We start from the raw sequence: 19314 nt of genomic DNA, 5'->3' as shown, positions 1-19314 counted from the left end.
GGTACCAAAACTGCAACCGAGATCGACAGTAGCACGCTGCGGCGGCTTGTGTGCGCTGAATATTTCCTGCTGCCGCGTGGCGGTAGGAACTCTCCCCGTGGGATCCGTTAAATCCTTAGGCCGCGGTGACAGATATTGGTTCACCCCGGGCGCAGCGTTTTTAAGTGGTCGCCGCCGGCGGTCTGTCCGGGAGACGGCGTAACCGTGGTTGGTTCGTAGGTCGGATTCGGTTGTTGGTGAGGCATCCGTCGAAGGCGATGCCGAAGGCCTGGAGGGCTTGCTTTCATCGGGTGGTCCAGCGTTTGCGGCCGGCGCCGGTCGGGTCCAGGGACATCACCGTGAGGTGTACGCACTGCAGGCGAGGGCGCCAAGCACTGGCTCCGTGCGGAACAGCGCACCGCAAAGACGTCGTCACCCAGCTCGTCACAGTCTCCAAAGCCTTGGACCGCGCCGGCTTCAAAATCGTCGCCAGCGCCATGCGCCAGTGCATGACCGAAGCCGACCCGAACCAGGCCCCCATGACCGAGGCGGAACTCGAAAAGCGTCGGGTCCTGTACCGGGTCAGCCAGCGGAAGGCGTCGAATCGCGCCTCACGCTCACTCGGCCAGCCCTTCCGGCCTGTGAGCGTCTCTCTTCCCGGCGCAGCGGACGGCGGCACGGAGTGGGCGCTGGGGTGGCGGCCGTCGGCGGCCCGGGTCCAGTTCCGCAGTGTCTCGGTGTTCACCCCGAGATCGCCGGCGACGAACTTGATCGTCGCTCCCGGCCGCGACCTGTACAGCGCGGCCGCGTCCGCCTTTCCGCGAGGCCCGCACGGCACAGCCGATCCGGCATTGCCGAGGCGCCGACCAGGGCACGGCCCGACACTCGCTGCCCTGCCAGGCCGACCCCCTGGGCCTCTGTCGAGGGGCCTCTGCCGAGCCGGCTTCCGTACGGCGCAGGTAGGCGCGTGACATTGCGGTTGCGGGGTAGTCGCCCCGTGACGACGACATGAGCATCGCAACCCTGAACGGCACCGCCTCGGTCAGGCGCAGCGCCGCGCTCCCGTCAGGATCAGCAGCGCCGCGCAGAGCTCCAGGCCGATGTACCGCCCGTTCCGGCAGTTCCAAGAAGGGCAAGGTGTCCCCATCATGACCACGGCAGAGCGGCAGCCCCACGTCGCCGACGACTCGGTGGGCGCCCTGGTGACACGCGCCTCGCAGCAGATATCTGAGCTGGTGCGCGAGGAGATGCAGCTGGCCCGGGCGGAGATGACGCAGAAGGGCAAGCGCTACAAGAAGGGCAGCGGCCTCTTCGGAGCCGCAGGGCTTGTCGGCTTTCTGGCACTTCAGGCCCTGGTGGCAACCTGCATCGCCGCGCTCGCGCTCGTTCTGCCGGTGTGGGCCTCCGCCCTCATCATCACCGCGGCCCTGGGGGCCGTGGCGGGCGTGACCGCCCTGTCCGGAAAGAAACAGATCGGCCGGGCCGGTAGCCCGACTCCCCAGCAGACCATCGACAGCGTCAAGGCCGACCTGGCCGAGATCAAGGAGAAGGCACACCGATGAACGACGACGCCCGAACCAACATCGGCACCCCCGCCCCCACGCCTGGCGGCCCCGACTCCGCGGAACTGCGCGAGCAGGTCGAGCGCACCCGCGACGAGCTCGGCAAGACCGTCGAGGCCCTCGCCGCGAAGGCCGACGTCAAGGCCCAGGTGAAAGAGAAGGCCGCTGCCGTCAAGGACCAAGCCGCGGAGAAGGCGGCGCTGGTCTCCGACCAGATCCGCGAGAAGGCTGGTGACGCCGCCCAGCTGGTGAAGGACAAGACCCCCGACCCGCTCCCGGAGAAGGCAGACCAGGCAGCGACTGCCGCACGCGCCAACCGTACCCCGCTCCTGCTGGTGGCGGCCGCCGTGGTCGTGCTGGTGCTGGTCCGCCGCAACCGGGGGCACCGCCGATGAAGACGTCCAAGATTGCGTACAAGCCCGTCGGGCTGGTCCTGGGAGCCCTCAGCGGCATGATCGCAGGCGCCGCCTTCAAGCAGGCGTGGAAGATCGTCGAGGGCGACGGCGACGCTCCCGACGCCACTGACGAGGACCGGCCCTGGAATCAGATCCTGCTCGCCGCGGCGATCCAGGGTGCGATCTTCTCCGTGGTCAAAGCCGCGGTCGACCGGTCGGGGGCTGTGGCCGTACGGCGTCTGACGGGCACCTGGCCGGACTGAGCAACCGGGGTGCCGGCCGCTCCGGGCAGCTCGGACGAGTACCCGGTAAGCGGGTGCCGCTATCGCCGGTCCGGTTGCCGGGCGGAGCGTGTGGCGCTGGGCGTGCGGGCGGCGGACTCCCGGCAGGACGCCGCCACCCGCTCCTCGACAGCCACCGACAAGCGCTCCAACAGCCTCCTCGCCCAGATCACCCCTTCGAGGGGGAATCGCGGACAGCGGACCGACGTTGTCGCACACATGAGCGATACGCCCCGGCGCGACCCGGAGGAGCACAGGCGGTCGATCTACGCCGGCGCTCACGAGCGACTCGCAGACGACCGTGCCGACACACTCGCCCGCATGGCGGCGCTCGGACGCGACTTCGACGGGATCGTCGCGTCGAACGCCCTGGTGGCGGTCGACGACGAGCACGACCCCGAAGGTGGCACCACCGCCTTCGAGCGGGCGCACGTCACCTCACTGCTCACGCAGGCACGCGAGCACCTCGAAGACCTGGACCGTGCCTTGGAACGGCTCGAACACGGCAAGTACGGACAGTGCGAAAGCTGTGGCACTTCGATCCCGCCCGAGCGCTTGGAAGTCCGTCCGGCGGCGACCACCTGCGTTACCTGCGCCCGGCCCGGCCCCCGCCGCAGTCCACGGTAGGCCGTGCCCCACAGCCGCGACCAGGAGGGCGAGGACGACGGCTACGCCTGAGAACCATCGGCGCGGACGTCCTCTCCGCGGGCCCGGCGGCGGGTGCGAGGAGGACGTCCGGGCGCAGCGGTCGTGCGGTGGCGCCGGCCGTGCCGGGGTCAGCAGCCGCCGCAGTTGTAGAAGGTCACGTCCCAGTGGCTCCCCTCATCGGCGTAGACGTTTCCGGCGCCGGACTTCCACTGCGGGGCGCCGTCGCCCCGCAGTCCGATGTAGCTGAAGGTGTTCTTGATGTAGGTGCCGAGACAGGTGTACTTGCTGAAGTCCAACTTGTAGCCGTTCCAGTGCGAGTAGGTACCTGACGCGTGGCCGGTCTCCGTGCCTCCGGTGATGTTCAGTGCGCAGCCGCTGGCGCTCTTGAGGGTCTGCGCGCCTTGTGCGGTCGCGAGGTTGAGTTGCTCGAAGGAGGTGCAGGTCGCGTTGTTGCGGTCCGAGCAGCCGCCGGACGACGACCAGGTGATGGCGGAATTGCGGAACATCGAGGTCGCGGTGGCATGGCTGATCTTGGTGGCCGCGTGCGCGGCGGTGGCGCCGCCCAGGACGCCGACTCCGGGCGCGAGCAGCGCGCCCAGGGCGAGGGTGAGCGCGGTGAGGACCGAACGGAGCTTCATCGAGATTGCCTCCTGCTGGTGGCCGTAACGGATGGAACGGCGGTGCGGGGAGAGCAGGCGTGTGCTGATGGAGCAAGGAGATGGTGGCGCAGTTCTACGCCCGTCCGCCAGAGGACGACGGAACGCTTCCGCAAATCTCCTGCCCCCACCCGGCACACCGCATCCGGAGAGCCTCGGCCTGCAGGCCCGGAAGGCGCGCCTGCGGCGTCTGGGGATCCTCGCCCGCGCGGGAGCTGCTCCCGCAGGTGCACCGCACGCTCACCGGTCACACAGGGGTCGTTGCTGCTCCGGAAGCATGCCCCGGCGACGCCTCGACGTCATGGGCGCCATGCTCTCTCCCGAACCGCCCGCGGATCCGGCTCCCGCTACGGTCCTGGCCTACGCGGAGCTCCACGCGAGCCCGGCCGGAGAGCAAAACGCCCTCGTTCCGCGCGTTCCTGCACGGGGTGGTGTCGAGGACGTCCGGCTTCGGTCCCCGCCTGGAACGCTCCTGGGGCTTGGTCGGCACGGTCACCGAGGGGCGCATGCTGAACATGGCCGAGGCTGCGCGGTCAGCGGGCGGTCGGTCCGCTGCTCACGGCTGTCCAACTGCCGCCGCGGACCGCGTACACCGTCAGCTTGCGGGTGAGCGTATCGCCGTTCCCGTCGAAGCCGACGCGACCGGTGACTCCGTCGAAACCCAGCCGTGCCACGGCGGACGGCAGTTCGGCCCGGGCATCACCGGGAAGGGTGCCGCCGTGGGCTTCCACGACCGCCTTCACCGCCTCGATGAGAGCCCAGGTCGCGTCGTACGCGTACGGCCCGTACCAGCCGGCCGCATCCGTGTAGCCGGCCTTCCGGTACCGGGCGAGGAAGTCCTGCCCAGCTGCCGATTCCTCGGCCGCCACGCCGATGTTGGTGGCGAGGTCGCCCTCGGCCTTGGGGTTCGTCGTGAGGTACTGCTGGTCGAAGATGCCGTCACCCCCCATCAGGGGGACGTTCACCCCCGCCTGATCGAGCTGCTGGGAAAGGGGTGCAGCGGTGTCGTAGTAGCCGCCGAAGTAGACGGCGTCGGCTGCCGAGGACCGCACCCTTTCGGCGAGGCCCGCGAAGGCGCGCTCCGCGGGATCGACCTGCTCGGTACCGACGACGGTCCCGCCCAGCTTCGTGAACTCGGCCGTGAGACCGGCGGTGAGAGCGGTGCCGTGGGCGCTCGCGTCGTCCACCACGTACAGCTTGGTCTTCTTCGCCTCGCCGTGCAGGTACCGGGCGGCGAACGGCCCCTGGTCGACGTCCGTGGCGACGGTGCGGAAATAGGTGGAGTGGGGACGCGACGGGGTGCCGGCGGCCCAGGTGGAGCCCAGTGTCAGCACGGGATCGGTGTTGCCCGGTGACACGACGGCCATGTTCGCCCGCGCGAGGGGCGCCACGAAGGTCTTGGCGACACCCGAGTTGAGGGGGCCGACGACTCCCAGCACCTTCTCGTCGGCCACAAACCGGGCGGCGTTGGAAGCGCCCTTGGCGGGGTCGGCCCCGTCGTCCAGCGCCTTGATCTCGAAGGTCACCCCGGGGACGGGCTTGGTTTCGTTGGCGGTCCTCACCGCCAACTCAGCCGAGTTTCTGATACCGATGCCCATGGATGACAGGGCGCCGCTCAGCGGTGCGTCCACCCCGATCACCACGTTGACGGAGGACGCCTCCGACCCACTGCCGGCCGCCCCGCCGCCGCGCGTCGCGCCCTTGTCCCCGGTGAGGGTCCAGGTGAGGACGGAGCCGGTGGCGAGCGTGGCCAGTACAGTGGCCACGACGACGGACCGCCGGGTCAGGTGCCGACGGCCGGTAGGAGTCCGTTCGCCGGTGCTCATCCTGTACGTACGCGCTTCGGGCAGGGGCGTGGTGGTCGGCCGGTCCGGCACGGGGCGCTGCTGGGCGTCCGCACCGGAAGCGGAGTCCAGGACCGTCGGGGTGCGGGGGGACGGCGGCGGTGAGGTGGGCCGCTCAGACACTGCCCGGCCGGCAGTGGGCGGCGCGGCATCCGGCGCGGGTACGGGAGTGGTGGCATCCGGCGCGGGTACGGGAGTGGCCCGCGGGTCCGGCGCAGGCGGGGAGGACGGCTCCTGCTCGCTGCCCCCGCAGTCGGGTACGTGGGGCGCAGGCTTGGAGGACCGCAGTACCGATGCCAGCATCTCGGCCGCGTCGTCGGCGCCCACGCGCTGCGCCGGGTCCTTGGTGAGGAGCGCGTCCAGGATGGGCGCGAGCGGGCCGGCGTGGACCGCGGGCCGGTGCGGGCGGGTGAAGACGGCCACGGCGAGGGCGTGGAGCCCCTCCGCGTCGAACGGGGGGCGCCCCTCTACGGCGTGGTAGAGGGTGGCGCCCAGCGCCCACAAGTCATTGGCGGCTGTCGGGCGCTTGCCTTCCAGCTGCTCGGGCGCCATGTAGTGCGGGGTGCCGATGACGATCCCGCTGTGACTCAGCTTGGTCGTGGCGTCCGCGAGGTGGGCGATGCCGAAGTCGGTCAGGACGACGCGGTCCTTGGCCAGCAGCACGTTGTCCGGCTTGATGTCACGGTGGACGATCCGCGCCCTGTGCGCCTCGGCCAGCGCGTCGAGCATCGCGGCGCCGATCTCGGCCACGCGGCGCACGGGCAACCGCCCGCCGCTGCGGATGGCGGCGGCCAGGGACTGCCCGCGCACCAGCTCCATCACGAGGACGGGGGCGCCCTCGTGCTCCACGACGTCATGGATGGTGATGATGCCCGGGTGGCTGAGCGTGACCGCGGCTCGCGCCTCTGCGATGAACCGCCGGACGAGCGCCGCGCGGTCGCCGTCGTCCATGCCTGGCGGGAAAAGGATCTCCTTGATGGCGATCTCACGCCCGAAGAGGTGCTGGTCGAGGCCACGCCACACCCGGCCCATACCGCCTTGGCCAATGCGTTCGACCAGCCGGTACCGGCCGGCGATGAGTTCGGGATTCTGCTCGGTCACGCGGACACTCTAGGTCCTGCTGAGCCGAGCAGGAGCCGGAAGCATGGCTCGATACCGCCCCCCGCGAGCAGCGGGGCGGCTGCGGCACGATCACGGTGGCAGTGCCGCGCGGCCGCACTCTGCCCGACGGGCTGCGTACGACGGTTTCCGGCGGGTAGGCGGGCGGTATCGTCCGCCAGTGGAGGAGGACCCCGCATGCAGGCACGGCCCGTCCCCACCTTCGGGAAGCAGCCCGAACGCGACACCCTGCTGGCTGGTCGCTACCGACTTCGGGCCCTCATAGGTTCCGGTGGCACGGCGGACGTCTTCCGCGGCACCGACGAGGTTCTGGGGCGGGAGGTGGCCGTCAAGGTATTCCGCGCCGGTACGGACACGGCCACCGCCACCGACTTCCGCGACGAAGCGCGCACGCTGGCCCGGCTCTCACACCGCGCCCTCGTGACCGTCTTCGACTTCGACCCCGGTCGACAGGGCCGGGGCGCCTTCATCGTCACGGAGTTGATCCCGGGCGCCACCTTGCGCGCCCGGATAGACGCCGGCCCGCTCAGTACCGTCCATGTGACACGGCTCGGTGCCGAGATCGCCTCCGCCCTCGACCACGTCCACTCCCACGGCATCGTCCACCATGACGTGAAGCCCTCCAATGTCCTGCTCAGTGATGCCGGATCTCCGCACCTGGCGGACTTCGGACTGTCGCGGACCGTGCACGACCGGCCCCGTGAAACCTCCGAGACACTGGTCGGCACGCTCGCCTACATGGCCCCCGAGCAGTTCCTCGGGCAGGGCGCGAGCACGGCCAGCGACATCTACGCCCTGGGACTCACCCTCCTCGAAGCACTCACCGGTCAACGCGAGTACCAGGGAACGCCCATGGAGGTCGGTACCGCCCACCTGCTCCACGGACCGCGGCTGCCCGAGGGCCTTCCCGGAGGCCTCGGCAGACTCCTCAACGCAATGACCGACCCAGACCCCCAGGCACGCCCCGACGCCGCCCTCGTCCATCTGCGTCTGCGCGACATCAAGTACGCGCCGGTGCTCCGCACCGCTCCGGTGACGCCGACCCGTGGGGACCCGCCCACACATCGCATCGCGGAACTGCCGCCCCTGGCGGCCGCCCGGCCTGTACGACCGTCCGCATCCGGGCAGCGGCGGGGTCCGGCGTGGCGGGGTGCGGCCGCAATGAGCATCGCGGCCGTGGGTGTCGCCAGGGCCTGCGCTCTGCTGGTGGGTGGCCTTCCCGCCGGGGAGAGGACACCTCCTACCGCGACCTTCCGCGACCACTCGCCTGCACCAAAGGCAGCGGATGCGCCGGTCTCCCGGTCCATGCTCCCCTCACCGTCGGCATCCGCGGAGGCCCGCCTGACGGACACGGCACCTCTTGCCGCCGCCCCGCAAGTCCGGCCGTCCGCCACCCCGGGCGATCGCTCCCGGCGCCAAGACGGCGACCAGCCGGGGAAGGGCAGTCGGTTGCGGTCAAGCAAGCTGCCAGAAAAGCCTCGCGCTCGGCGGCGACGCGCTTGAGGTAGTGGTCAACCTCGCGGTCCTGGTACGCCCGGTCCCCTCCCAGGTGGGGCGCCATCAGTTGGGCCGTGGTCGGCACCGCGTCCACCCCGCGGTCCCAGAACTCGATGGAGATCCAGGTGCGCCGGGCGAGGACGCCCTCCAGATGGCGGGCTCTCCCGCGGATCACTGCGTACACGGCCTCGACCCTCAGGTAGGCGTCGGCGCTCGGCAGTGCCTCGCCGAGCGCGGGGTCGGCGGCCACCAGGGCGAGCACGGCGGGCAGCGCCCGCCGCGTGAACAGGAGAAGGAGATCCTCCGAACCGCCCACGGAAGGGCCGGGCACGCCGTACCGTGGCGTGCCCGGCTTCGCCGTCGACTCGGCGATCAGTGGTGCGGGACGACGGCAACGGGGCAGGCCGCGTGGTGGAGCACGGCATGGGCCACCGAACCGATGCGCGTACCCACCGCCGACTCCCGGACCCGGCGGCCGACGACGACCAGTTGGGCGTCCGAGGCCTCGGACAGCAGCACCTGGCCGGCGCTGCCCCGCTCCACGTGCGTAACGACCTGGACCTCGGGAAACCTCAGCCGCCACGGCTCCAGCGCCTGCTCCAGGGCGGCCTTCTCGAACGGCTCCAGCCCGCCGAACTGCTCGGCGATCCACATCGAGCCGGGGCTGTAGCCGTAGACCGGGGGCAGGCTCCAGGCCCGCACCGCGCGGAGCGGGACCTTGCGCGCTGCGGCCGCCTCGAACGCGACGCGCAGCACCTCGGCGGACTCCTCCACGCCGCCCTGCTGTCCCACGACGACCTCGCCCTCCTCCGGCACGGCCACCGGCCCTCCGTGCGCGGAGCGTACGGAGACGACGGGGCACTCGGCGCCGGCGATCACCTGCTGACCGTAGGAGCCGAGCAGGAAGCCGAGTAGGGCTCCGTGCCCACGGGTGCCGAGGATCAGCATCTCGGCTTCCTTGGCGGTGTGCAGCAAGGCCGGTACGGGCGCGTCGGACAGGACTTCCGCGGTGAGCGCGAGCGACGGGTACCGACGGGTGAGCTCCTGCTCGACCTCCTTCAGGAGTTCATCGGCCCGGCGGGACTCGGCATCGCGGTCCTGGACGATCGGCACGGCGAGCGGCTGCCACAGCCAGGCGTGGACGATGTGCAGGGGCATGTCGCGGCGTACGGCTTCGCGTGCGGCCCAGTCCGCGGCGGCCCGGCTTTCCGGGGATCCGTCCACTCCGACGACGAGGGTGCGCTTCACAGGTCTGTCCTCCGTACTGATGCGCGAGGCATCGGGGTCGGCCGGCGGGGATGGGCGGCGTCGGCCGGGGGAAGGACCGGGCGCCACCGGGATCCAGCTTGCTCGTGACGTGCAGGGGCGCAGCAGGGCCAACGGTCCCTCCTCGAGGGCCGGTCTTCCTCTCGCGGTCGCCTCGCGGCAGGGGCAGGGTGTCGGTATCGGCTCAGTCGACGACGCCCCGGACCCTCACACGCAGGAGTGGACATGACCGCGTTGGCCCGCACTCGATCTCGGAGTTGGACACCCACTGGCGCGGCGCGAATCACCGGTGGCGGTGATCTCGGCGCTCAAGTCCGGCCGCTTGGCCACCCCGCCCAGGCCGTCGGTGCCGCCGAGGCAGGCCGACCGCCCGGCACTGACCGGTCCTTCTGCCGCTGCTGTGCCATCGCACCGTCCGCCGGCAGGCCAACCATCAGCGCGGCAATGCGGTAGTTCAGGCGGCCTTGCAGGCGCCTTGATCTCTTCGACGCGGAGCAGTCCGGCAAGAGCTCACGCTGTTCGGTGAGGGGCAGTCAGCAGTAGCCGATGTCGGTCGGACATCCGAAAGGGGCCGACCGGGGCTGGGGCATCGCCAGGGGCGGTCGCCGGCATCGGGCGGGAGTCCTCGTCGGGCTCGACACCGCCGCACCCAGGGCGAGACCGATTCGGCCACGGGCTGGATCAGCCATGCCCAAGATCATGAGTTGGCGTTCAATCCCGGGGCGTTGCCGACGGGACGCTGGGATGTCGAGCGAGGTGATGCTGAAGGTTGATGTGTCGCAACTGGTACACCGCCCCGACTTGTCGCAGCACACCGCGTTGATGGGCATCGGCCAGGAAGGCCAGGAGGTCCCGAGGGAGCCGGTGGCGCAGTGTGAGGTGGCAGCGGGTGGGCGTGAAGTGGCCCCAGGCCGTGTAGGCGAAGGCCCCGCAGACGCTGAAGGCGGGGATGAGGGCGAGGGTTTCCTGACCTGCCAGGGCTACCACGCCGTGCCCGAGCCGGGCGCCGACCACCGGGCCGAGAAGCAGACCGCCCAGCAGGCCGAACGCGGGGGCAGAACGGGCCAGCAGCACGAGGATGGGGCCGAAGCCGAACGCCCACAGCAGGCCCAGGGCGAACCCCGTCCCCGACCACCGGAAGGCGACGGCCGGGAGCCGCCTGGGCTGGCCGCCGGTACGCCAGCCCAGGAATCCGGCCGCAAGACCGATCCCAATGCCCGTGCCCAGACCGGCGCCTACGGCCCTGAATCCGGCGGCGAACGCGGCGGATGCCGCAAGCAGGCACTGGTGCAGGCGCCGGTGTACGGCCTCGTGCAGTTGCCACCAGGCCAGATCCGGGGGCCCCTGAAGCCTGTGCTGCAGATGCCGGGCCAAGAGGACCAGCACATGTTCGGCGCGCTGCGGGCTCCACCAGCAGGAGGTGCCCGGGCGGCTCCGGTAGGCCGCCGGGAGCGCTTCGAGCAAGTGCCGCTCGACGGCCGCCGGAGTGGGCAGCCGGTCCTCATCGCAGAGTTCAGCCGGGTCGGGCAGGCCGGCCGCGGTCTCGCCGGGACGCGGGTTGTAGACAGTGCGGGCGAGGAACACCATCAGCGGGGTGCGCAGCGCCTGTCCGACGGGGGTGCCGGAGTCGAGCCGGGCGGGCACGCGCTCCCAGCGGGCAGCGGACACGGTGTTCTCCCCGCCGGCGTCCCGGGACAGATAGGCGGCCGTCTCACAGGCCGCCAGGGGCCGCAGCTCGATACCCGCAGCCCCGGCCAGCTTCACCGGAACCCCGGCCGCGGGGCACTGGGCCTGCCGGTACTCGTCGACACGGCGGGAGACCACCACGGCCTGGCCAGGGGGCAGGGCACGGCTGATCTCAGCGAGCGCCATGGCGCGGGCGGTCGCCGGGAGTTCGTCGAGGCCGTCCAGGATCGGCAGGAGCAAGCGGTGCTCCAGCAGCGCCCGGGCCCGGTTCATGCTGCCGGCGCACGCCGGGGTCGGGCCTCGCAGGCCGGCGTAGTCCTGGGCCAGCCCTTCGACCAGCCATGCCTGCAGGTTTTGTGAGGCCGGGTTCCATGAGGCCAGCGGGAGCAGTACCGGGACCGCGCCGCCCGGGGCCCGCTCCTCGGCCACGGCCAGCAGGAGACGCACCAACAGCATGGTCTTCCCCGAGCCCGGGGCCCCCAGGACGATCAGACGACGGGTGGGAATCCTGCGGAGGAGGGCGTCGGCGACCTCCAGGCCGGACCCCGTGAGGCCGCCGGGGCCCGTCGCCCGTCCCTGCGGGTCGCCCGGCGGTCCTCCCGGGCAGTCGGCCGCCGTCGTCCGCAGCCTCGGCCAGTCCTCGGTCAGATCCGGATCCGCCGGTGTCCAGGCCACGGACAGAGGATACGGATCGTTGAGGCTCCGGACCCGTGTTTCGTCCTCCCACTGGGCGCGTACCGTCACCGCCAACTGATCAGCCATCTCCGCCAGTCCCTGGTCCTGCGGTGCCTCGGCGCGGTCCGCGCGAAAGCCGTCCCATGCCAGGAACAACCCCGCTAGCGCGGGTACTCCAGGAGCGCGCCGATGTGGCCTTCGTACGAGTACCCGTACTCGTCCGCCGCCCAGGTCTCCTCCACGATTGCCTCCCCTGCCCGTAGCCCGTCCCTCGCGCGCACGGCGGGCACTTCAGCGACGATCCCGTATCCCGCCCGGCGCCACGGCCGAAACGGCGGAAGTCCCCCCATCGGGGCCGAGCTCGGCCCTCAGCGCCTCTTCCACGGCGGGCACCGCCGCGTGGCTGCGGGCCGCGGCCAGGTGGAGGATGGTGACCGTGACGGAGGCGGCGGCCGTCGCCTCGTAGGCGAGGCGACGGCCGAGCAGGACGACGGCGGCGCCAGCGGTGAGGGGGCGAGGACGAAGCCGGCTTCCTCGATGACGGAATCCGTGCTGTGGACCGCCTTCAGCTGGGCCTGATCGGCGGCAAGGCGGCGCCTGGCGGCGCGCAGCGCGGCGTTCAGCGGCGGGCTCGACACGGTTGCCGCGATGACGAGGGGCAAGGTGGTCCGCCAAGGCCAGCGGAACTCGACGCTGCACGCCATCACCGGTCCGCGCCAAGTAACATCCGGCAGCGATACACATCCCCCATATGGAAACGGTGACTGCCATGGCGAACGAACCGGTCAACACCCCGATCCAGACCAAGTACACGCAGCAGCTGACCGCCGACCTGTCAGCCAACCAGGCCGAGCAAACCACCCTGACCGCGCGTTTGAACCAGCTCCAGGCAGAAGAGAAGTGGCTCACCACGGCGCTGGAGTCCCTGCAGACGACTGACGGACCTGAACCGACCCGTTCTCAGGGGCTCGCCTCGCCCGTGAGCAGTGCTGTCCAGGCCGAAGCAGGTGCGGATGAGGCAGCCGTGCCGAAGCCGAGGGCGCCGAAGAAGGCTGAGGGCACGGCTTCAGTGAGGAAGACCATCGCCGGGAAGTCCGCTGCCGAGACTGCCCCGGCCAGGAAGTCCAAGGCCAGCCAGAAGACCGCGGTGAACCGGGCCAAGGAGAAGGCGAAGCCCGCGGAGCCCACGCTCGGCCAGCTCCTCACGCAGATCCTCTCCAAGCAGCCCGGTGAGCCCAAGAAGGTCAGTGAGATCCGAATCGAGCTCGAGGCCGCTCACCCCCAGCGCACGTCGTCGGACCCGGCCATCCGCGCCGCACTGGAGAAGCTCGTGACGAAGGGCGTGCTCGAGAAGGACAACCGACAGCGCATCGTCCTCTACACTTGGCCGGCTCAGGCCTCTGCTCCTGCGTCGCAGACGAAGCCCGAGCAGCCCGCCACCGAGCCCAGCGAGGCGGCATCGGTCGGCGTCTGAGCGCCGCAGCTCGCCGAGCCGTTACCCCGGGAAGGGACGGCGCCGCCCTCGTCGGCGACGGTGACGATCGCCCGGCTTGCGGGGCCGTCCCAGAAAGATCGTTCGCGGAATGTATGCCCGAACCCGAGAAACGACAGCACCCGGCTGGCGGGGTCACGCAGTGGAGCGCCACTCCTCTTCGAGGCTGCTGAAGATCATGGAGTCTCGCCAGCCATCGTGGAGCAGGGCCGTGTGGCGCAGGCGTCCCTCATGCGTCATACCGATCTTGGACAGCACTCGGGAGGAGCCTGGTTGTGGGGCCCGCGCCGGTGGCCGCGTTCGTCCATTGCTGGTCGGCTGCCGGGCCGGACGCCCAGCAGACGGGTGAGCAAGTGCTGTCGGCCGGCTGCGTGACGGCGACGTGTGACGGCAGCCGATGGCCGGCCGACGGCACCTCGAGGAGAAGAGGCCACCGACGCGGCAGGCGGGCTCCTCGCCCAGCCCCATCGCACCCGATCCGTCCGCGACGCACGCCTTCGACCCGCCCCACAACTCCCGGAACCACCCGCACAGACCCATGCCGCGCGCTGCGGGCCGGCGCGGTGGGCGCAGACCGCGGGACTGGCCGTTACGGGGACACCAAGCGCCCGTCCGGCGTTGCATCGATGCGGGCGCGCTCCCCCGTTCGGCAGAGCGGAGTAGCCCGCATCAGAGGCGACGCCCCTACACCGGACCTCGGTCCGCTGGGTGGTTGGGCGGCCCGGTGTTACTGCCGCCAGAGCGCTCTGGTCACCGGGCCTCGCCCGCGCACGCCCTATCGACGCGGACTGAGCCCGACCCTAGCCCCGGCCACCCACCAGCCGGCACCACAAGCACAGCGTTCGGCGTCGTGAGTGACATGCGGCGGCGCGGGTTGACGCCGACGCTGACACTGGCCACTCCCTGCTGCGGTCGCCTCCTGAGCCCCACCAGTCCTTCAGTTCCTCGGCCGGAGTCGAAGCGCACCCCGCCAGCAGGACTGCGACGAGCACCACCCCGGTCACGGCACGGCGAACACGGATACGGTGCGCGCATGCGTCCCCCCTGTCCCGGTACCGGTCCCGCCGATGCTGTCAGGAACCACCGCCCTCGCAGGACGAACACCAAAACCGTCCGCACAACTGACCACCGTCCCCCAGCACTTCGGCTGCGTGCCCTCGATCAGCGGCGGTCCTCCCTCATGCTCCATCCGAATTGGCTCGGTGGGTAAACCGGGCATGGATTCGATCCCACGCCTGGATCTCGCCTTTGCCGCAGTTCGCGGTCACCGTGAGAGTGACGACGGTCGGTCCGGGCCATCTCCGGATCGGGAAAGCGGAACTCCGGCCCGTGCTTCGGTGGCCGACCGCCCCCGGCGGCCACGGACACCAGGCCGCTTCGGCGAGCGCATCACTCGATCACCCCGGACACGACCCGCCAACTCGACGGCAAGGTCCCAAAGGATCCCGGCCAGGCGATGACGTCGTAGCCGACGTCGCACGTGACGACACGCGCGGCTGGCCTGACCGGGCGCAACTGCCCGCATCGCACAATACGCCTCGGGCCATCGGCATGGTCCGGCACGTTTCGTGCGCTCCACATCGCATGATGGAGACATGGGCGACCGCGAGGACTTCCTGACGTGGATCAAGACCGACCTCTACCAGGCGGAGGCCGCGCTGCACGACGGCGACCCGGAGCCCAGACGGGCGCTCTGGTCGCACGAAGAGCCGGTCGGCGTGCTGGGCGCCTGGCACAACGCCTGCGGCCTGGCGGAAGTCGACGCCCTCTTCACCGCCCTCGGCCAGTCCTTCTCACACTGCACCTCCTACGCGTTCGAGCTACTCGCGTATGACGTCGTCGGCAACATGGCCTACACAGCCGGCCTGGAGCACGTGAGCACCTCCGTAGACGGGGAGCCGCGCACCTACACACTGCGGGCCACCCAGGTGTACCGCCGCGAGAACACGGCGTGGCGAGCGGCCCACCGCCACGCGGACGCAGTCACCCAGTGACGCCGGCGCCCCTACGTCCGAGCCGCAGCCCAGTGCCCTGCGGCCCGCCGGCAGCCTCACGACACCTCGGCCAACAGCCATTGCGTCCCCAAGGCCAGAGCCGGTCGACGGCGGTGGGCCGGCGGGGGTGCCCGCCGGCCCAGGGCATCTACTTGCCCGAGCTGTTGTGCCGGGTGATCGCGAAGCGGGCAGTTCCTTCGGCGTCTTCGGCCGTGGTGGTGTACCGCTCGAAGCCGGCTTTCTCCAGGACGCGGACGGAGGCCGGGTTCGAGAGTTCCACGCCGGCGGCCACGGTGTGGACGGCGGGCGCGGTGAGGGCGAAGGCGGCGAGTGCCCGGGTGGCCTCGGTGGCGTAGCCCCGGCCGCGTCGGGAGGCGACGACCCCGTACCCGAGCTCGAGGACCCCATCGGTGGGGGGCCAGAACAGGCCGATCGAGCCGATGACGAGACTGCAGTCTCGTTCGATGACCAGCCGATGGCCGTAGGTGCCGAGCCATGCGGGGTTGTCGCCGAGGAGGCTCGCGATGACGCTGTCGCCTTCGGAGGGGAAGTCCCCCGCCCAGTCGGCCGGCCGGGTGCCGACCTCGCAATCGAGGACGGCCGCGGCTTCGGCCGCGGTCCAGGTACGCAGGACGAGCCGCTCGGTGGTCAGCTCGGTGAGGTCCTTGGAAAGGGAGGAATGCACGTGTGACTCCTGGTCGTGGGAACGACCCGGACCGCGTCGCGTCACTTCAGCGCGCGGACCGGAAAAGGGCATGCTGAGAAAGGCCACTGACGGCCATATTCATCAACCTCCCTGCACCAGAGTCGTGTTCGCGCACTTTCCGCGCCGAGGCGACCGTAACAGACCAAGCGGAGAGCTCCGAGCGCAGGCCGGAGCGCGTCAGCCCCGGCCCTGCAGGGCGGGGCTTCCCACACTCGCCCCGCCCGGAATGGCTTCGACTCCGAAGACGGTCGAGCCGCTACCGGCGGCTGCTGCCGCGTACTACCGCTTGCGAACGGCTTCCGGCTCATCCTCGACTCGCAGCCCGACATGACGGTCGTCGGCGAGGCCGCTGACGGCGCGGCAGCGGTCGAACTCGCTCGCACTCTGCGGCCCGACGTCGTGCTCTGCGACATCCGGATGCGTACCTGGACGGCCTGGAGGTGACCCGGCTACTGGCGGGCCCGACCGCCGAACACCCCGTCCGCGTCATCGTCGTCACGACTTTCGACCTCGACGACTACGTGCACGCCGCACTGCGCAACGGCGCCTGCGGCTTCCTGCTGAAGCGGTCGGGTCCCATCCTGCTGATCGAGGGCGTACGGGCGGCGATGGCCGGGGACACCCTGATCAGCCCGCAGCTCACGGTCCGGCTGCTGCGCGGCCTGTCCGCGCAGCAATCCCGGCCGCAGCCCGTTCCGGATCCGCAGACCGCAGACCGCAGACCGCAGACCGCAGACCGCAGACCGCAGCCGAGGATCCCCTGACCGCGCGGGAGCGTGAGATCGCCCTGCTCGTCGCATGCGGACTCACCCACGCCGAGGTCGGTGCCGAACTGTTCATCTCGCCGGGCACCGCCAAGACCCATGTCGCCGACATCCAGGCGAAGCTGGCGGTGCGCAACCGGGTGGGTATCGCCGCGTGGGCCGGGGAGACCGGCCTGGCGAGCGGCGTCTCTGGCGCCGTGCCTACGCGGACCCCAGGGACCTGAGACTGGTCCCAGGGCGGGCCCGATCCGTCGACGACCTGCGCACGCCGACCCTCACCGTGGCCTGGTCCGGGGCTAAGGAGGCCGCCAACAGTGCCAGGCCCACCCTACTGACCAGGGATGATGGATGCCGGCGCCGTAGTGGCGTCCGCGGGCACTCGGGGGTGGGGCAGTGATCGAGGCCGGGCGGGACGGCGCGTTCAGCGTCAACGGTTTCGGTGTGGAGTGCCGGCCTTTCCCGTTGGGCTTCAGCGCCGCGAGGCCGAGAGGGCCTGGCGGGCGACTGCCGGCGCGGCCCAGGCGGGCGAGTTGAGCGACCTGCTCTCGCGGCCGTGGCGAACTACGCGGTCGCTCGCCTTCCTACGGTGGTCAAGCGGCCCGGACCGACCGGGCGTCTGCCCGCCGCCCCGTCGAGGCTGCCCCCTCCGGCCTGCTCGTATCGGCGACGACACCTGCGGACCAGCGCGAAGACTTGGCGCGTTGTGGCTGACATCGGTGTCGATGGCGCCGTGGTGCTTGCTGGTGGGGCTGTCAGGGATATCGGTGTGCGCGGCCAGGCGTGCCTCTACCCCCGCGGCGTAGCGGGCTGTGGTCCGACGGGTGGTCAGGGTCAGGTGCACGAGAGCGGCAGCCCGTTCCGGGTCGCCGAACGTTGTCGGATCACTCAGTACTGCGGCGGCGTTTCGGTAGCAGTAGGTGAAACGCGTCGAGGTGCCACTGGGTGGTGTCAGCGAGCGGATCGCGTCTTCCAACAGGCCGGTCGTCGGCGCAACCCCGGTCGCAGCCTCTACGCGCGCCTCAGCGCGCCGCACACCGGCCCTTCGCCGTAGCGGGCAGGATGGGGCCCCGTGGGTCCGGAGCCTTCGGGTGACGGGAGCAGAACATTGATCAACGTGGACGTTCAGCACTGCGGCAGCTCGATTCTGATCAGCGCCACCGGGGAGCTCGACGAGGGTGCGGGAGAGGTGCTCCAGCGCGCGCTGGACCACGTGACCATGGACGAGCGCGATCTCCTGGTGGACCTGCACGCTGTCACGGCCATGGACGTGGCCCCTGATCACTGCGGGCCACCCGGTCCGGCCGTCAGTCCCGTCGCCGTCCTGCAACCGCACTGGCTTCGAGACTCCACCACCGCACCGCCCTGCTGAACTACTGCCCGGCAGTTCGTCTCTGCCGGGCCCTGCGGTCTCTCTGGGCTACGAGAGAAACCATAACCACCCCACCACCCAATGTCTACTCCGGCCGTCATAGATTTCGGTCGGTCCAGGATGCGGAGAGCGGCCTGCACGGCGGGACGGCGGCGGGTACTCGCCGCCGAGTGCGCGGGGTCCTTCGCGCCTCGTCGACGGGCGTTGCGCTTCGACTTCCTCAGGTCCCTTCATGCAGGCCTGGATCTGGCTGGCAAGCCGCGGGTGGGGCAGAGGGATCAGGAAGGCAGGGACCGGATGGGGACGATCCAGAGACCGGGATACCCCGATGAACACGATGACTGAGAGCGTCGCAACCGTGTTTTCCACAGCGGCTGTTGCTGATGCACGGGATGCCGTGCGCGCCTTCCTCGACCGTCTCCGTCAGCCCGGCGGCGGTCACGGAGGCCGCCGACACCGTGGTCTTGGTCGGTCCGAGCTCGTCACGAACGCCGTGCACGAAGCACCGGGAGTACTTCGCGCACCGGCTTTCATGCGGGTGTCATTTCCGGCGATCGCCTAAGAACCGGGCTGCCGACGGGCAGTCCGGGGGCAGGTCCCCATCATGACAATGACCGCCGACCGGACCGCGCCCCGCGACCTCGCCAAAGAAGTCCCGGCCCGCTTGTCCCTCACCCCCAAGACCACGCTCGCCGGTCAGCTGGACGGGGCCTGGTGGCCCCACTCCCGCGACCTCGAAGCCGAGCTCCCACCGCTCGCCGCCGCCCTGGAAGAACCCTGGGGCCGCATCACCCGCGTCACCGTGAATCCCACCCGCTGGCCCGTCGTACCCCACACGGTGGTCGTGAACGGGCGCGTGCTGCACGTGGGCTGGTTCACCGAACAGGACCCCGACAAGCTGATCCTGCTCTCCTGCACCGTCGGCCGCTGGGACCTCCTCGTCATCCCGCCCGAGACCCCACCCGCAGCCGCGGCCCGTCTGATGGCCGCCGCGGCGATCCCCGGCAGCGTCCTCACCGCGGGCGTCCTGATGGCCAACGAAGCCGCCATCGGACGCGGCGTCCGCGACGCCCGCCGCCGGGAAGCCACCTGGGAGAGCGAGGGCGGGGCCTGCACGTCCCCCTTCGGCGAACCGATGGGCCGCAGCGCCCTGCCGCCGCCGGCGAACCGCTGGAGGTGAGCTCCGCGGAGACCACCGTCCTCATCGCGGTGACCATCCCCATGATCACCATCGCAATGCGCTGGATCCGCCCGCTGAACGCCCAGCACGACGCACGGATCGAGACCCACCGCTTCAGCGACCCCCGGCCGAGGCCTCCCGGCCTGCCGGACGACACCGGTCGTCGAGCCCACCACACGGAAGCCGACCGGCGAGGAACAG

The 19314-nt window shown here is 70.9% G+C and carries 15 protein-coding genes and 4 pseudogenes; 11 read left to right on the top strand and 8 right to left on the bottom strand.

Annotated elements, in window-relative coordinates; genetic code table 11:
* Nucleotides 1-401: 401 nt before the first annotated feature.
* A pseudogene (locus K7B10_RS38380) lies at nt 402-542 on the top strand (metal-sensing transcriptional repressor); the annotation flags it as partial.
* Between the two features lie 137 nt (nt 543-679).
* Here the strand turns inward: K7B10_RS38380 and K7B10_RS41740 are convergent.
* Nucleotides 680-817: pseudogene (locus K7B10_RS41740) on the bottom strand (transposase); the annotation flags it as partial.
* A gap of 310 nt (nt 818-1127) precedes the next feature.
* On the opposite strand from K7B10_RS41740, the gene K7B10_RS38375 reads away from it, so the two are divergent.
* The 4 genes from K7B10_RS38375 (at nt 1128) to K7B10_RS38360 (ending at nt 2844) form a co-directional block, all read left to right on the top strand.
* On the top strand, nt 1128-1541 hold the full coding sequence (locus K7B10_RS38375) for a phage holin family protein (protein WP_229344103.1): 414 nt from the start codon (nt 1128-1130) through the stop codon (nt 1539-1541).
* Nucleotides 1538-1936 (top strand): DUF3618 domain-containing protein, encoded by a 399-nt coding sequence (locus K7B10_RS38370; protein ID WP_229344101.1) that lies wholly within the window; start codon nt 1538-1540, stop codon nt 1934-1936. Before K7B10_RS38375 ends, K7B10_RS38370 begins: the two co-directional genes overlap by 4 nt.
* A complete protein-coding gene (locus K7B10_RS38365; protein WP_229344099.1) occupies nt 1933-2199 on the top strand; it encodes a DUF4235 domain-containing protein in 267 nt (88 codons plus the stop codon). Before K7B10_RS38370 ends, K7B10_RS38365 begins: the two co-directional genes overlap by 4 nt.
* Before the next feature lie 339 nt (nt 2200-2538).
* Complete coding sequence (locus tag K7B10_RS38360; protein WP_229345714.1) at nt 2539-2844, top strand: TraR/DksA family transcriptional regulator; 306 nt, start codon at nt 2539-2541, stop codon at nt 2842-2844.
* A 149-nt stretch (nt 2845-2993) separates the two neighbouring features.
* On the opposite strand, the gene K7B10_RS38355 is transcribed toward K7B10_RS38360, so the two are convergent.
* Together K7B10_RS38355 and K7B10_RS38350 are read right to left on the bottom strand one after the other, a co-directional pair.
* The gene (locus tag K7B10_RS38355) at nt 2994-3503 is read right to left on the bottom strand and encodes a hypothetical protein (RefSeq protein WP_229344096.1); all 510 of its coding nucleotides are present in this window, start codon (nt 3501-3503) and stop codon (nt 2994-2996) included.
* 551 nt (nt 3504-4054) lie between these two features.
* Nucleotides 4055-6466 (bottom strand): bifunctional serine/threonine-protein kinase/ABC transporter substrate-binding protein, encoded by a 2412-nt coding sequence (locus K7B10_RS38350; RefSeq protein ID WP_229344094.1) that lies wholly within the window; start codon nt 6464-6466, stop codon nt 4055-4057.
* A gap of 195 nt (nt 6467-6661) precedes the next feature.
* On the opposite strand from K7B10_RS38350, the gene K7B10_RS38345 reads away from it, so the two are divergent.
* Nucleotides 6662-7987 carry a serine/threonine-protein kinase gene (locus K7B10_RS38345; protein ID WP_229344091.1) on the top strand — a complete coding sequence of 442 codons (1326 nt, stop codon included), beginning with the start codon at nt 6662-6664 and terminating at the stop codon, nt 7985-7987.
* A 40-nt stretch (nt 7988-8027) separates the two neighbouring features.
* On the opposite strand, the pseudogene K7B10_RS38340 reads toward K7B10_RS38345, so the two are convergent.
* The 4 genes and pseudogenes from K7B10_RS38340 to K7B10_RS41085 all read right to left on the bottom strand — a co-directional run.
* Nucleotides 8028-8243: pseudogene (locus K7B10_RS38340) on the bottom strand (glycerol-3-phosphate dehydrogenase C-terminal domain-containing protein); the annotation flags it as partial.
* A gap of 110 nt (nt 8244-8353) precedes the next feature.
* The gene (locus K7B10_RS38335; RefSeq protein ID WP_229344088.1) at nt 8354-9229 is read right to left on the bottom strand and encodes a universal stress protein; all 876 of its coding nucleotides are present in this window, start codon (nt 9227-9229) and stop codon (nt 8354-8356) included.
* Between the two features lie 729 nt (nt 9230-9958).
* Nucleotides 9959-11608, bottom strand: coding sequence for an NACHT domain-containing protein (locus tag K7B10_RS38330; protein WP_229344086.1), 1650 nt, complete (start codon nt 11606-11608; stop codon nt 9959-9961).
* 161 nt (nt 11609-11769) lie between these two features.
* Nucleotides 11770-11898: a hypothetical protein gene (locus tag K7B10_RS41085; RefSeq protein ID WP_267501555.1), complete on the bottom strand. Its 129-nt coding sequence runs from the start codon at nt 11896-11898 to the stop codon at nt 11770-11772.
* 479 nt (nt 11899-12377) lie between these two features.
* On the opposite strand from K7B10_RS41085, the gene K7B10_RS38325 reads away from it, so the two are divergent.
* Both K7B10_RS38325 and K7B10_RS38320 read left to right on the top strand, forming a co-directional pair.
* Nucleotides 12378-13082 carry a hypothetical protein gene (locus K7B10_RS38325; RefSeq protein WP_229344084.1) on the top strand — a complete coding sequence of 235 codons (705 nt, stop codon included), beginning with the start codon at nt 12378-12380 and terminating at the stop codon, nt 13080-13082.
* A 1613-nt stretch (nt 13083-14695) separates the two neighbouring features.
* Entirely contained in the window at nt 14696-15094 is a 399-nt protein-coding gene (locus K7B10_RS38320) for a nuclear transport factor 2 family protein (RefSeq protein WP_229344064.1), read from the top strand.
* A gap of 148 nt (nt 15095-15242) precedes the next feature.
* Here K7B10_RS38320 and K7B10_RS38315 read toward each other — a convergent pair whose 3' ends face one another.
* A complete protein-coding gene (locus tag K7B10_RS38315; RefSeq protein ID WP_229344061.1) occupies nt 15243-15779 on the bottom strand; it encodes a GNAT family N-acetyltransferase in 537 nt (178 codons plus the stop codon).
* 327 nt (nt 15780-16106) lie between these two features.
* Between K7B10_RS38315 and K7B10_RS38310 the strand changes: the two are divergent.
* The 3 genes and pseudogenes from K7B10_RS38310 (at nt 16107) to K7B10_RS38300 (ending at nt 19113) form a co-directional block, all read left to right on the top strand.
* Nucleotides 16107-16788 (top strand): annotated as a pseudogene (locus K7B10_RS38310) (response regulator).
* An 890-nt stretch (nt 16789-17678) separates the two neighbouring features.
* A complete protein-coding gene (locus K7B10_RS38305; protein ID WP_229344059.1) occupies nt 17679-17933 on the top strand; it encodes a hypothetical protein in 255 nt (84 codons plus the stop codon).
* 604 nt (nt 17934-18537) lie between these two features.
* The gene (locus K7B10_RS38300; RefSeq protein ID WP_229344057.1) at nt 18538-19113 is read left to right on the top strand and encodes a DUF5994 family protein; all 576 of its coding nucleotides are present in this window, start codon (nt 18538-18540) and stop codon (nt 19111-19113) included.
* Nucleotides 19114-19314 lie beyond the last annotated feature (201 nt).

The sequence above is a fragment of the Streptomyces flavotricini genome (assembly GCF_020639365.1).
Classification (GTDB): Bacteria; Actinomycetota; Actinomycetes; order Streptomycetales; family Streptomycetaceae; genus Streptomyces; species Streptomyces flavotricini.
The sequence above is the reverse complement of the archived record's forward strand: the minus strand, read 5'-3'. Positions and strand labels throughout refer to the sequence as shown.

Bases quoted from the DNA above. Each gene is read 5' to 3' on its own strand.
- K7B10_RS38320 (WP_229344064.1), top strand. From the start codon at position 14,696: ATGGGCGACCGCGAGGACTTCCTGACGTGGATCAAGACCGACCTCTAC.
- K7B10_RS38355 (WP_229344096.1), bottom strand. From the start codon at position 3,503: ATGAAGCTCCGTTCGGTCCTCACCGCGCTCACCCTCGCCCTGGGCGCG.
- K7B10_RS38370 (WP_229344101.1), top strand. From the start codon at position 1,538: ATGAACGACGACGCCCGAACCAACATCGGCACCCCCGCCCCCACGCCT.
- K7B10_RS38325 (WP_229344084.1), top strand. From the start codon at position 12,378: ATGGCGAACGAACCGGTCAACACCCCGATCCAGACCAAGTACACGCAG.
- K7B10_RS38345 (WP_229344091.1), top strand. From the start codon at position 6,662: ATGCAGGCACGGCCCGTCCCCACCTTCGGGAAGCAGCCCGAACGCGAC.
- K7B10_RS38360 (WP_229345714.1), top strand. From the start codon at position 2,539: ATGGCGGCGCTCGGACGCGACTTCGACGGGATCGTCGCGTCGAACGCC.
- K7B10_RS38365 (WP_229344099.1), top strand. From the start codon at position 1,933: ATGAAGACGTCCAAGATTGCGTACAAGCCCGTCGGGCTGGTCCTGGGA.
- K7B10_RS38375 (WP_229344103.1), top strand. From the start codon at position 1,128: ATGACCACGGCAGAGCGGCAGCCCCACGTCGCCGACGACTCGGTGGGC.
- K7B10_RS38300 (WP_229344057.1), top strand. From the start codon at position 18,538: ATGACAATGACCGCCGACCGGACCGCGCCCCGCGACCTCGCCAAAGAA.